This is a genomic window from Paenibacillus sp. FSL P4-0127 (genome assembly GCF_038007325.1).
Lineage (GTDB): Bacteria > Bacillota > Bacilli > Paenibacillales > Paenibacillaceae > Fontibacillus > Fontibacillus macerans.
Genome location: NZ_JBBOWY010000001.1, coordinates 1,043,548 through 1,056,516, shown reverse-complemented (window position 1 = coordinate 1,056,516; position 12,969 = coordinate 1,043,548). Strand labels below are relative to the sequence as shown.

The 12,969-nt window shown below is 56.3% G+C and carries 10 protein-coding genes, 1 pseudogene and 1 riboswitch; of the genes and pseudogenes, 5 read left to right on the top strand and 6 right to left on the bottom strand.

What is annotated here, in order from left to right; translation table 11 throughout:
• Positions 1–135 precede the first annotated feature (135 nt).
• The 6 genes and pseudogenes from NYE74_RS04675 to NYE74_RS04650 form a co-directional block, all read right to left on the bottom strand.
• Positions 136–966 carry a sugar phosphate isomerase/epimerase family protein gene (locus NYE74_RS04675; protein WP_036618644.1) on the bottom strand — a complete coding sequence of 277 codons (831 nt, stop codon included), beginning with the start codon at positions 964–966 and terminating at the stop codon, positions 136–138.
• Positions 967–1,258: 292 nt separating this feature from the next.
• A complete protein-coding gene (locus NYE74_RS04670) occupies positions 1,259–2,206 on the bottom strand; it encodes a fibronectin type III domain-containing protein (RefSeq protein ID WP_240534207.1) in 948 nt (315 codons plus the stop codon).
• Between the two features lie 27 nt (positions 2,207–2,233).
• Positions 2,234–3,928, bottom strand: a pseudogene (locus tag NYE74_RS04665) (glycoside hydrolase family 6 protein); the annotation flags it as partial.
• A 78-nt stretch (positions 3,929–4,006) separates the two neighbouring features.
• Entirely contained in the window at positions 4,007–4,144 is a 138-nt protein-coding gene (locus NYE74_RS04660) for a hypothetical protein (RefSeq protein WP_155619250.1), read from the bottom strand.
• Between the two features lie 294 nt (positions 4,145–4,438).
• On the bottom strand, positions 4,439–5,095 hold the full coding sequence (locus NYE74_RS04655; RefSeq protein WP_155619249.1) for an urea amidolyase associated protein UAAP2: 657 nt from the start codon (positions 5,093–5,095) through the stop codon (positions 4,439–4,441).
• A gap of 32 nt (positions 5,096–5,127) precedes the next feature.
• Positions 5,128–5,844 carry an urea amidolyase associated protein UAAP1 gene (locus NYE74_RS04650; RefSeq protein ID WP_036618641.1) on the bottom strand — a complete coding sequence of 239 codons (717 nt, stop codon included), beginning with the start codon at positions 5,842–5,844 and terminating at the stop codon, positions 5,128–5,130.
• 100 nt (positions 5,845–5,944) lie between these two features.
• Positions 5,945–6,044, bottom strand: a riboswitch (guanidine-I (ykkC/yxkD leader).
• A gap of 455 nt (positions 6,045–6,499) precedes the next feature.
• Between NYE74_RS04650 and atzF the strand changes: the two genes are divergently transcribed.
• From atzF to NYE74_RS04625, 5 genes are read left to right on the top strand one after another with little or no spacing between them, the layout of a single operon-like run.
• Positions 6,500–8,248 carry an allophanate hydrolase gene (gene atzF, locus NYE74_RS04645; protein ID WP_036618639.1) on the top strand — a complete coding sequence of 583 codons (1,749 nt, stop codon included), beginning with the start codon at positions 6,500–6,502 and terminating at the stop codon, positions 8,246–8,248.
• A gap of 31 nt (positions 8,249–8,279) precedes the next feature.
• The gene (locus NYE74_RS04640) at positions 8,280–9,914 is read left to right on the top strand and encodes a PucR family transcriptional regulator (RefSeq protein WP_036618637.1); all 1,635 of its coding nucleotides are present in this window, start codon (positions 8,280–8,282) and stop codon (positions 9,912–9,914) included.
• A gap of 29 nt (positions 9,915–9,943) precedes the next feature.
• A complete protein-coding gene (locus NYE74_RS04635) occupies positions 9,944–10,750 on the top strand; it encodes an ABC transporter permease (RefSeq protein ID WP_036618633.1) in 807 nt (268 codons plus the stop codon).
• Between the two features lie 35 nt (positions 10,751–10,785).
• Positions 10,786–11,589: an ABC transporter ATP-binding protein gene (locus tag NYE74_RS04630; protein WP_036618629.1), complete on the top strand. Its 804-nt coding sequence runs from the start codon at positions 10,786–10,788 to the stop codon at positions 11,587–11,589.
• Positions 11,576–12,949, top strand: coding sequence for an MATE family efflux transporter (locus tag NYE74_RS04625; RefSeq protein WP_036618626.1), 1,374 nt, complete (start codon positions 11,576–11,578; stop codon positions 12,947–12,949). Before NYE74_RS04630 ends, NYE74_RS04625 begins: the two co-directional genes overlap by 14 nt.
• The last annotated feature ends 20 nt before the right edge of the window (positions 12,950–12,969 follow it).

Below are 12,969 nucleotides of genomic sequence, written 5' to 3'. Positions count from 1 at the left end.
CCAACTGCACTTTTGCAGGCCAATTGCCTCGGAAGGGGAAAATCGCCGAAATGAGATGCACTTTTGCAGTTGGCCGACCAATGAGGCCTTCTATAATAGAGAGCACGAAATAGAGAATCCGACTGTCCGCCTACATCACACTCTCGCCTTCGCCCGCCCTTCCCGCACAAACCTCGCGGCGGCGGAGCATTGCTCCTCCGTCACCTGCTCCAGCGTGACAAACCCGTGCGGCTTGTACTGCTCGAGCAGCCGCCAGAAGAGGGGATAGTCAAGCTCGCCCAGGCCGGCGGCCGCGACCGTTAACCCGCCGCCGTCCGCTTCACGCTTGACATCCTTGGCATGGGCGCTGACGATCCGCGAGCCGAACAGATCGAAGGCCGTACGGATAATTTCATCGTGCCGGTCAAAGTTGGAAGCGTTTAACATATTGCACGGATCAAGCAGCACGCCTACACACGAGGACGGGAACCGCTCGATGGTCTCGGCCATCGTTTCGGGGGAATCGATGAGGTGGCCCTGCGCGGCTTCCAATCCGATCGTAACGCCCCAGCGTTCCGCTTCTTCCACCAGTTCCTCCAGCGCCTGGTTAAGCCGTTCCCAATGCTTGGACAAATGGCTCCGGTCCGCAGGCACGCCCACCTCGGTCGCAACGATCGGCGCCCCAAAATGCCGCGCGTTCCGCAGATGCTCCTTAAACCGCTCCACATTGTGGCGGAAGCTCTCGTCGTCAAGCTCGATCAAGCTGGCGTAGCAGCCGAGCACGGCGATCCGTACGCGGTTGTCCGCGAACGCCCCTCCCACTTCGTTGGCCAACCCCGGACTTATTTTTCCCAGCGAAAAATCAACGTCCGAAATCGCCTTGGACAACGCCAACTGCACGTAAGGAAAATGAAATTCGGCCACCTTCGCCGCCAACTCTCTAAAAGGCTGCTTTCCCAGCAAATGCGCTAAAATTCCGACAGACACTCGTTTCTCCTCCTTTTTACTCACCCACTCAGGATTAAAAACTCATTTCTTCCAGTTCATTCGCCATTTCCGGGCGTATTCCTGCAAAAATTAAGGTTAATTATGAATCGTATGAATCAACGGAAAGACCCGGGCCTTTAAGGCCCGGGCCGTTTATTCCAAAGCAACAAGCAATGCTGCCTCAAATCCTTTGCCGCAGGTACAATGCTGCGCAAAGCACCAAAACTTTGATCACAGAGCTCTTTGGAAAGTTTTCAACTCGCTCCGGCTGTTTAGTGCTTACCGTTTGCCATCATACCCCCGGTTCGATCCCCCACACCAGTTCTCCGTTTTGGTACAGCGTCACTTTTTCCCAGTTAGCGAACGATGTTTGGGTTGCATTGTAAGAGTAATCATCGGTTTCGTCAAAGTTGGTCCAGCTTGATTTGGCCGCGCGAATCTGGATATCTCCGGTTTGTCCTCCCGGAGCAAGCGAGCCCGCGCCGCTGGTGAAACCAACCTCCATATAACTGTCCGTGAAGGTTACCACTACGTTGGAAGAGCCGACTTGCGCCCAGTCAACCCAGGCTTGCATCGCATCGCTGCCCTCTTTGGTGAAGTAGTAGCGAAGCTTCACATCGCTCAGCTTAACGGCTGTCGAACCGTTGTTCTTGATGTTGAACTGAGGACGGATCTGGTTGTCGGTCGCGCTGGAGTCGCCGTTGCGGTATTGCGCGACCAAATCGCCTTTAGGCAATTCCCGGGGAGCTGCGCTGACCGCATTGGAATCAGAGCTCTCGCCCGATTTATTGTTGGCGCTCACCACATAGTAGTACGTGCTGCCATTCTTCACATCAGTATCCGTAAAGGAAGTTCTCGTTACGGAATCCGCGATCGTCTCAAACGGACCTTGCGCGCTATCCGCACGCTTCACATTATAGCTCTCCGCACCTTTTACCGCGTTCCAGCTCAGCTTGACCTCGGCGTTGCCGGCCGTCGCTTTCAGTCCCGCGGGCGTATCCGGGGCCGGTTCCGCGGCAGGAGTCGCGCTGACCACGGTAGATTCAGGGCTCACCCCGGCGCCGTTTACAGCGCTGATTACATAGTAATAAGTAGTGCCGTTAATCACATTCGTATCCGTATAGACGGTCCCCGTTACGGTTTCGGCGATAGGCTCAAACGGCCCTGCCGCGTCAACCGCGCGCTTCACGGTGTAGCCCTCGGCTCCGCCCACGGCATTCCAGTTGAGCTTCACCTGCATGTCCCCCGCTTTAGCGGTCACCTTCGCAGGAGCGGCCGGCACGGTAGGAACGGAATTGCCGTAGCTCGTCGTTACGATGACCTGCACGGCGGAATCCACGCTTTCCCCGGCTTTGTTAACGGCGCTGACGACATAGTAGTAAGTAGTGTCGCTCTTCACGCTTGCGTCCGTGTAGGTCAAGCCTTTCACATTGGAAGCGATGACGGCAAACGGACCTTCCGCGCTGGTCGCGCGTTTAACGTTGTAACTTTTCGCGCCTTCCGCCTTCGACCAGTTCAGCGTTACTGCGGCCGTCAGCGTATCCGGAGCTACAGGAGGCGTATCTTCCCCGCCGCCGTTGTCGGACAGCGGAATCGCCGGATAAGCGTTTTGTACAAGCTCTACAAACTGTTCATGGAACCAGTGACCCGACAGCGGAGCGTTCGGCAGAGCTCCGGTCAATGTACCGTCGGCTGTCGTGTAAGTCGGATCGCACATCCGGTCAAAACCCTTGCCTTCATCATTCGGGATTAGGGTACTCGAACCGTCCGAATCTCCCGGCGGCTTCACCCATACCAGCGCATCGACATGCGGATAAGCTTGCGGAGCGGCTTGCGGCGGCATGCCCATCCCCGCGCCCGCCGCATTACACCAGTTGCCGCGATGCAGGCGCTTATCGATACGTCCGGAATCTACATAAGTATTGATGTCCGATCCGGATGCCCCGGTCGGACGGTTAGGTCCGCCCCATCCGTTACGCGAGGTATCGATCAGGAAACCGATGTCGGACGGCCAGCCCTTGGCCACAAAACCGGAGTACAGCGCCGCCGTAAAGTCGGCCTCATCGAAGTACGGATTCCATTCATAGTATTTCGCCGCACGAATCGGCTGCCCGTTAATCTGCAAATTCGCGTTCGGCAAGTTCGGTTCTTCCAAAGGCGTGGTGTTGGCCGTATTGGTGACGAAACCGTCAACGCTGGAGAAACCGCCTTTGGTACCTTGAACTACGGAAGTATACAGATTGACTGCAGGCTGCAGGTTGGAATCCCATCCGAGCCAGCCGGAGTGCCCGATGTCCAGATATTTGTAGACGTTCGGGATGTCATGCAATTGGTCCAGCGCATAAGTGATCCCATCCCGGTAAATATTGCTGGAATTTGCCGCCGCACAAGCCGGGGTGCTCAAGTTCGTCACCAGGTTAGGCAGCGAGTCAGGTTCGATCACGGTGACGATGCGGATATCTTTATACTTCGGATTGGAGAAAATATCCGCGATTACATCGATATATTCCTTCTTGTATCTTTCCAACGCATCTTGCGTGAGCGGCAGTTCGCCGTTGGAAGCCAAAGCGTGACAGTCGCGTCCCGGCATATCGTAGATAACGAAGCTGGCCGTGATCGGCGTGTCGCCTTCTTTTTGCGCCAGCGCGTTGTCCAGGTGTTCTTCCAGACTGAGGCGTCCGTCACCGCCTTGAATCGCCGAAATCCGATCGAGCCAGACGGCCGTCGGGTACGACTTGACCGTCTCCATCTTGGCGGCCAATACATCGTCAGTCACCTGCGCGATCGACGTGTCGACAAAGTTCGCGTAATCGGGGTTAATATAAGCCGTAGCGCCGACAAACGGGTTGTCCACATGAGCGGAGTCCGCCGCCGAAGCCGGCAAAGCTGCCGGAACGGTTAATGCTGTAATCATACTAGCCATGAAGAGGGTCTTCATTTTGGCGAAAAGCTTTTTCTTCATTTCCTTTACTCCCTTCGTTGTTTCGACAATTTCCTCATACAAAGCAGCAGCAGTGAACAGTCCTTACCGCGTCATCATTCACGCCCTCTCTCTAGCATTTTGGACGGGAAACGATAGAAAAAGGGAATTACGGCCGCTCTGCAGCCTGAATTCCTTCTCTCCCTTGGCCGACTCGCCTCCCGCGTTTTCCGCATCGTTCAGCCATCCGATCTCCAACTTTTAAACATCCCCTCCCATTGTTAGATTAGTAGTTTTTGGGCGTCATTTAAACGCTTCCAAACTATTTCTATCGTATACATAGGAGGAATAATTTGTCAATTAAGAAAATTACTCTATTTTCCATCGAATCTTATATACTGGTTTTACCCCATTATTTTACATTCATTTTACAATCGATACGTTCCCCCGCCCCGTTTTGACAAAAAATGCCCGCCCCCATAGTTGATAGAGGCAGGCATTTGCTCGACTGCATTTCGCAAAATTCTCCCGGTTCTTTTGAATACCCGGCTTTTATTCGTTCCAGATCAGCACGCGGATCGGCGTCGGATTGTAGGCGTTGCACGGATTATTGAGCTGCGGGCAATTGCTGATCAGCACCATGGAGCGGCAGCTCGACTGAACTTCCACATAACAGCCCGGCCCCGATACGCCGTCTTCGAAGGTCAGCCCGCCTTCCGGCGTAACCGGTACGTTCATAAAAAAGTTGATGTTCGGCGACAAATCGCGTTTTCCGTACAAATGGCCTTCCGGATGCTTCGACAGTTCCAGCATAAACGTATCGCGGCAGTTGTGCATGTAGCCTTTCTCATGGGCGTAGCGGACCGTGTTGCTCTGGGACGAGCACGCCCCGCCCAGCGTATCGTGACGTCCGCACGTATCGGCGACGATCCGGGCCAGTTCCTTGCCCGATTCGGCAAGCAGGGCGGAGCCCGTTGTCAGGTAAATGTTATTCTGCGCATGAATCGTCCGCACGGCACTGTAATGGTCTTCCGGATTGTCGGCATCGTAAAACAGCGTATCCGCCGCCTGGTTTCCCTCCAGATCCACGATGCGCAGCACCTGCCCCGGCCCAAGCTCATGCATCCAGCCCTGGCCCGCCGGGATCGCCTCGTCATAAATCGCCGTCTCGGCCATCCGTGGACTTTCCACCCGATAAAATGCCTTCATCATTTTTAAACCTCCCTTTTCTTTTTAGTCAGTCAGCTTTGCAGCGCATAATAATTCCACGTGTTATCAAAAGCACGGCGGTTCTCCGGACGGTAGTTGACGCAGGGGTCCTGCGAATCGGCCGGCAGCCCGGGCAGCACTTCGATCTTGACCGGCACCGACGGGTACGGCTCTCGCGGGTCCAACGGATGGGGCGTATTCGAAAAGATGACGAGGACATCCATTTCCGTACGCAGTGTGACCGTCTGTCCCGCGGCGCAGTGGTTTTGGACGAAATTCATATTCCCTTCCTCGTCGCAGAACACCTTGGAGAACCAGTTGACCACCGGCGACAAATCCCGGTTGCCGAGCCCGCTGCGGGTAAGCTCCACCGCCAAATTTTCCTGGCCGCTGCGCAGCCATTCGTTGCGCTTCTCCTGATACCGGCTTAGGCCGTATTTCGCGTCGGTGGATTCCCGCGTCGTGTAACCCCCTAACGGGTCATGCCAACCCAAATCGTCCTGAACGATGCTTGCCAGCACCCGGCCGTTGTCGCTCATGAGCACGTTTCCCTTCGTTAAATGCGCGGTGTGTTGGGCTTTAAGCGTGTCCGGCATATTGTACCGTTCCGTCAAATCGCGGGCGTGGTACATCAGCATTGCCACATTCGCCCCTCCTTCCAGGGCCGTCAGACGAATCAGTTTGCCCCTGCCGATCACTCCGGACCATTTGCCTCCCGGGTGCATCGTTTCGCTCCAAATCACGTTCATGGCCATCCACTCCTTTTTCCTGGCGGTTCGCGCCGAACTTTCGGAAGGTAAAACAAAAGGAAGACATCTTTAAACGCAGCCAGACGCTCGTCCTTACGATATCTCCCAGGTTTTTATCCTTCCGTGTAGTCCCCCATGCACGGGACCGTTTACTCTCGGACCAGACTCTGTTTCCAGACGGAACCCTAGTAAACTGTTAAACTATTTTATTTTTATGTTAGATAACATAACAACAGAATCATCACCTTGTCAAATCAAATAAATGTAAATATTTCTGAAAAAAAAGCACCCGCTCACCTAACCGAGGATATCTTCAGAACCCGCGCTACCAGCAGGTTTTCCCGCCCCTCATTGAATCCGCCCATAATTCTACAGGCATTTTCTTGTGGATCGTACACAAATTTTTTAGGGAGGAAAGCACCATTTCTGTGGACAAACCATGAAAATATCGAGTCCAATTCGTGGTATCTTGACAGTCTTCGACAACAGCGACAATAATAAAAGCCATAACACTATGTCAATTTACATCACACAAATTTGCAAACTCAAGAGATTCATGGCATCCAAATAACATTTAGAGTCATATAAAATGACACGGCAAAGTTTTATATTTTTCCATTATGGTTGCAAATTTTGAGAGAGAGGGGTTCACACCTTGGAAAAGCTGACCATCGCTACGTTGAAGGCCATGTACAGGAGCCAGAAGACGACGCCGCAGGCACTGATCAAAGCGATTATTGAAAAGGCCGAACGCGACAAGTCTTTAAACATCTGGATCGTTCCTCCGTCCCTGTCGTTGATCCAGCCTTATTTGGATGGCTTGAAGGACAAAAGCCCGGAACAATATCCGCTGTGGGGCGTCCCCTTCGCCATTAAAGACAATATCGACTTGGCGGGCGTCCCAACCACGGCGGCTTGTCCGGCCTACGCTTATACGCCCGAGCAAAGCGCTGAGGTGGTGGAAAGGCTTGTCGAAGCCGGGGCCATCCCGATCGGCAAAACCAATCTCGACCAGTTCGCGACCGGGCTTGTCGGCACCCGCAGCCCTTACGGCGAAACGCACAACGCCCTGCTGCCCGAACTGATCAGCGGCGGCTCCAGCGCCGGGTCGGCGGTGGCCGTCGCCCGCGGGCAGGCCGTCTTCGCGCTTGGCACCGACACGGCCGGGTCGGGGCGTGTTCCCGCCGCGCTGAACGATCTGATCGGCTACAAAGCCGCGATTGGCGACTGGCCAACCAAAGGCGTCGTTCCAGCCTGCGCCAGTCTCGATTGCGTCACGGTGTTCACGGCCGCGCTGGAGGACGCTTATCTCGTCGATTCCGTTGCCCGGGGAATACAGGAGCAGGATGCCCACAACGGCGGCGGATTCCGCTTCAATCCGCCCATCGCTTCGGGCAAGCCGCGGAAGCTGCTGCTGCCGAAGGAGCCGCTGTTCTTTTACGGCGACTTCAAAGACGCTTACCGCTCCGCTTGGGACAAAGCGGTAAAACGGCTGGAGCAATGCGGAATTCCCATCGAATACATCGATTCCGGCATTTTCCGCCAGGTGTCCAGCATCCTGTACGACGGCCCGTGGATCGCGGAGCGCTGGTCCGACTTGGGGGAATTCGTCGAATCGCATCCCGGCGGCATCTTCCCGGTGACGGAACAAGTCCTTCGCTCCTCGCATGATCGGGGGTACGACGCCGCCTCCGTGTTTACGGCGCTGCACCAGCTTCGCGGCTATAAAGAGCAGACCGGCGCGCTGATGCAGGACGCCATTCTCGTCATGCCGACCTGCGGCGGAACGTATACGCGGGAGCAGGTCGCCGCTTCGCCAGTTGCCGCCAACAGCGACATGGGCTACTACACCAACCACTGCAACCTGCTCGATCTGACGGCCATTGCGCTGCCGTCCGATTACGCCGGCGAGCGGCTGCCTTTCGGCATCACGATGTTTGCCTTGCGCGGCCAGGACCACATCCTGAAAGGCGCCGCCGCCGAGTTTATGCAGACCGATTCGATTGAGCTGGCCGTCTGCGGCTTGCATATGCGCGGGTTCCCGCTGGAAAAACAGCTGCTGGAATGCGGCGCCTCCTTCCTGCGGCCGGACCGGACGGCTCCCTGCTACCGCCTGATCCGGCTGCAATCGAACCCTCCGAAGCCGGGCCTGATCCGCTCCGCGCCAGGCAGCTCGATCGAGCTGGAGGTTTGGCGGATTCCGCTGCACCGGCTTGGCGAGTTCATCCGCAAGGTGCCCGCGCCGCTCGGGCTGGGCAAGATCGAGCTGCACAACGGAAGCGAAGTCACCGGCTTCCTTTGCGAGCCTTACGCCGAGCCGGGCGGAGAAGACATCACCCGTTACGGCGGCTGGGCGGCCGCGGAGCGGAGCAGGAGCCAAAGCGGCGAGCCCGCGACGGGATAAAAGCAAGTATGAGAGAAGGGAGCGAACAATCATGAACATGACCCGTCGTTTAACGGAGCCTCCGGCCCGCGAATTCCGCTGCGCAGATCTGTTTCATATGAACTCTCTCCCCAACCTGAAGCTGTTGGCGGGCGAATGCCGGCTGGACAACGCCATCAGCCGGGTCAACATTATGGAGGTTCCCGATATTCAGAATTGGGCCCAGGCCAACGAATTTTTGGTGACGACCGGCTACTCGCACCACCATAATATGGACGCCTTCCTGGAGATCATTCCGCGGCTGGTCGAGCGCGGCGTGGCCGCGCTCGGCATCAAGCCCAAGCGGTTCATTACGGACATCCCCCGGCAGATTATCGACTGCGCCGAGGCGTATGAACTGCCGCTCTTCGAGCTGCCGGAGTCGACGATCTTCTCCAACGTCGTACGCGAGGTGATGGAGAAGGTGATCTCACTGGAAACGAAAAACGTCCTGCTGCTGCAGCAGCGGCTGGAGCAAGTGGCGGAGCTAATGCTGCACGGCCGCGAAATGCCGCGGATCGTGGAGGCGGTCGAGACGATGGTCGGCAATCCGCTCTGCATCTTAGGCGCCGAAGGCCGGATGATCGCCTCGCCGCGGCATGCCGCCTACTTCTCCCCGTTCCGCGAGCGTCTGGCGGCCCTGAATTCCAGCTCCCCCCAAAGCCGCAGCGTCATCACGGTCCCGGGCAAGCCGCCCAAGGGCAGCGACGTCCGCCTGCATGTATTCAATCTTTGGGAGGCGGAAAAGGACCCGATTCTCGTGCTGCTGGCCGAGAAAAACGGCACCTGCAGCGAACTGGACCTGTCCACCGTATCGCGGATTTTGCCGCTGATCAACATCAGGCTGAGCGGCGAAAACACGTACAACCTGGTAAAAGCCAAATACTTCGACGATTTTATTAAGGACTGGCTGACCGGAGTCGTTCCCAGCGCGGAGCATCTCGATATTAAAGGCCGGCTCTACGGGTACGAGGGCCTCTCCTCCAAAACCTACCGGGCAGCGATCGTCAAATTTCATGCCGGCTCGCCGCCCGCTTTGGATAGCGGTTTGATCGCCGAGCTTACCCGCTCCGCGCCAAACGATTGCCTGTTTACGAGCATCGGCGGCAAAATCATCGGGCTCCTGCCGCAAACGGCCAATAACGGGGCCGGACTCACGCCGGAGGATACCGAACCGTTATTCCGCCACATCGCGGACGTATGCGGAACGGACGCCTTCTCCCTATGCGTCGGCGAAGCGAGTGAGCCGCTGGCGGTGAACGACAGCTATATCGATGCGGAAAATCTATACACCGCCTCCTGCATCAGCAAAGAGAACGCCAGACTGATTACGTGGGAACGGCTCGGCATCTACGCCGTCCTCAGCCTTTTGCCCAAACATGCCAACGTGGACAAATATTTGGGCCGCTATGTGAAGCCGCTGGTTGTATACGATGAAGCGCATCACTCCAGTCTGATTCAAACGCTAAAGGTCTATTTTCAAATGGGCTGCAACATCAAGCTTACCGCTCAAAATATGTACACGCACTACAATACCGTTGTGTACCGCCTCGATAAAATCAAGTCCTTGCTGGGCATCTCGTTCGACGATCCGGAAGCGCGGCTTCAACTGCAGCTGGGCTTGAAAATTTATGAAATGGGAGAGTAGAGCACTAACTCACAAAGGGGGAATTTAAAATGAACCACCGAAGCCAGCCGCGCACCCTGTTTCGAATTCGCCGGGACATCCCTCCGCGCCTGTTCAATACGATCATGGCGGTCACGTTTCTGCTGCTGATTGCGCTGTGGTATGCCGGGAGCCATTTTTCCGGCATCAATCCGATTTTTTTGCCAACGCCGGAGGCGACCTTCGCTTACTTGTTCTCCGTCCTTCAAGACGGAAGCCTCTGGGGAGACATCGGCGTCAGCTGCTACCGGGTGTTGATGGGCTTTCTGATCTCCGTTCTGATCGGCGTTCCGCTGGGCCTGCTCTCGGGCGCCTACAAAGTCGTAAACGCAGTGATGAAGCCGCTGATCGAGTTTTTCCGCTACCTCCCGGTTTCCGCCTTGATCCCGCTTATTATGGTCTGGACCGGCGTCGGCGAAACCGCCAAAATCACGATCATCGTCGTCGGAGCCGTTTTTTCCATGACAGCCATGATCGCCGACATCGTAAAAAACATCCAAATCGACCTTATCAATACCGCCTATACGCTCGGTGCCACACAAGGGCAGGTTATTCGCAGCGTGATCATTCCCGCGATGATGCCAAGCGTGATGGACACGATGCGGATGGTTATGGGCTGGGCCTGGACCTATTTGATTATGGCGGAAATGCTCGCCTCCAGCTCCGGCCTCGGTTACAGCATCATGATCGCGGAACGCTTCATGAAAACCTACATCATTTTCGGCGGCATCTTCGTCATCGGCCTGTTGGGACTGCTGTTCGACCGCATTTTCGCTTACATCAACAAGCGGCTGTTTCACTGGGCCGAAGACCTCTAAACCTTTACTGCGATCCATGAAAGGGGGAAATAATCATGTTGCAACCCGCGTCCAGCCCAAAAATCTCCTGTAAAAACCTCAACAAAATCTACCGCTCGAAAAGATCGGAAACGTACGCACTGAAAGACATCAACATGGACATTGAGGACAATGAATTCATTTGCGTCGTCGGCCCGTCCGGCTGCGGCAAATCAACCCTGCTCCGCATCTTTGCCGGGCTCGACGAGGCCACTTCCGGCGATGTGATGCTGGGGGACCGCGTCATGACGGGGCCGGGCGCCGACCGCGGCATGGTGTTCCAGGCCTACACACTGTTTCCTTGGCTGTCGGTCGAGCAAAACATCCGCTTCGGTCTCAAGCTGAAAAAAATGCCGAAGGACGAAGCCGACCGGATCACGGAGAAATATTTGAGCCTGGTCGGATTGACGGATTTCCGGGGCCGGCTGCCGAAAGAGCTGTCCGGCGGGATGAAGCAGCGCGTGGCCATCGCCCGGGCGCTGGCGAACAGCCCCGAGGTGCTGCTGATGGACGAGCCGTTTGGGGCGCTGGATCCGGACACGAAAGGCAATATGCAGCTGCAGCTGCGCGAGCTGTGGGAACAAGAGAAGCACACCGTCATTTTCATCACCCACGATATCGAGGAAGCGGTGTTTCTCTCCCAGCGCGTATACGTCATGAGCGCCCGTCCGGGGCGGATTATCGCCGATATTCCGATCGACCTGCCGGCCCGGCGCGATCTTGAGCTGAAGGACACACTCGAATTCATCCAAATCCGCAAAAGGATTCACGGCCTGCTGCACTCCGGCGATTTCAGGAATGACCTGTATGCGGCAACCTAATCTCTTTTCGACCTTTCGCAAGGATGTTCCGTTTCTGAAAAGCTTCCTGCTTCTGTCGCTGCCGATCGGTCTGCAAAGCATGATTACGAGCATCACGAACACGCTCAGCTCGGTGATGGTGGGCCAGCTTGGCGACCTGCAGGTATCCGCCACCAGCCTGGCCGGCCAAGTCTTTTTCATCCTGAATCTGGTCATCGTCGGCATCGTCAGCGGAGCCACCATTTTCCTGTCGCAATTTTACGGCAAAGGAGACCGGCGGCAGCTAAAAATCGCCTCAGCGCTCGCCTTCGTCCTCATCCTGGGCGTCAGCGGAGCGTTTACGGCGATCGGGCTGTTCTGGCCGGAGCAGGCGCTGCGGGTGTTCTCCAACGAAAGCGAAGTGGCCGCGGCGGCGGGGCGCTATCTGCAAGTGGTCTGTCTCAGCTATTTGCCGACAGGACTATCGCTCGCCTGCACGATGATTTTCCGGAATATCGGCCGGCCCGGGTTCCCGCTGCGCATTACCGTGCTGACCATCTTGATTGACATCGCGCTGAGCTATGGGCTGATCTTCGGGAAATTCGGTATGCCGGCGCTGGGCATCCAAGGGGCAGCTTACGCGATCGTCGCCGCGAGATGCGTCGAAATGCTCATTATGACGGCGGTGCTGTACGGCAAATTCCGCGACTTCGCGCCAACGGTCGGCGATTTGTTCGCGGCCAAGCGCGATTTCCTGGCTGTTTTTTTCAAAACCTCTTTTCCCGTCATCATCAATGAAACGGTTTGGAGCATCGGCTACGCCCTGTACAGCGTCGTCTTTTACCATATGAGCTACACCGTCGGCGCGGCCGTGGGGATCGCCAAAGTGCTGGAGCAACTGCTCATCGCTTTCTTCATCGGCACCGGACAGGCGGCCGCGATCATGCTGGGACAGACGATCGGCGAAGGCCGTCCGGAGAAGGCGCCCTATTACGTCAAGCGCATGGAAGCTTATACCGCTCTGTTCGGCGTTTTGACCGGAGCGGTCATGGTTTTGGGGACGCCGCTGATGCTCCAGCTTTATCAAGGCATCTCGGATACGGTGCGGGACAATGTCATGCTGATCGTCGTTTACCTCGCCGTCATCATGCCGATTAAGGGAATGAACTTCGTGCACATCATGGGGACGCTGCGCGCCGGCGGGGACACGAAGATGTGCTTCATCATCGACAACGCCGCCCTGTGGTGCGTCTCGCTTCCGCTGACGTTTCTCGCCGGCTACACGCTGAATCTCGGCATCGAAGCCGTTTATCTCTTCGTCGTCATTGACGATGTTTGCAAATACGCGCTTGTCCGGCTTCGTATCCGGAGCAACAAATGGATTCACAATCTGGTAGGTTAGCGGGCTAATGGCTGATTCAC

Excerpts from the sequence above, each read along its gene's own strand:
- NYE74_RS04640 (WP_036618637.1), top strand. The coding sequence starts at position 8,280 with ATGAACATGACCCGTCGTTTAACGGAGCCTCCGGCCCGCGAATTCCGC.
- NYE74_RS04670 (WP_240534207.1), bottom strand. The coding sequence starts at position 2,206 with ATGCAGGTGAAGCTCAACTGGAATGCCGTGGGCGGAGCCGAGGGCTAC.
- NYE74_RS04630 (WP_036618629.1), top strand. The coding sequence starts at position 10,786 with ATGTTGCAACCCGCGTCCAGCCCAAAAATCTCCTGTAAAAACCTCAAC.
- NYE74_RS04650 (WP_036618641.1), bottom strand. The coding sequence starts at position 5,844 with ATGAACGTGATTTGGAGCGAAACGATGCACCCGGGAGGCAAATGGTCC.
- NYE74_RS04635 (WP_036618633.1), top strand. The coding sequence starts at position 9,944 with ATGAACCACCGAAGCCAGCCGCGCACCCTGTTTCGAATTCGCCGGGAC.
- NYE74_RS04625 (WP_036618626.1), top strand. The coding sequence starts at position 11,576 with ATGCGGCAACCTAATCTCTTTTCGACCTTTCGCAAGGATGTTCCGTTT.
- NYE74_RS04655 (WP_155619249.1), bottom strand. The coding sequence starts at position 5,095 with ATGAAGGCATTTTATCGGGTGGAAAGTCCACGGATGGCCGAGACGGCG.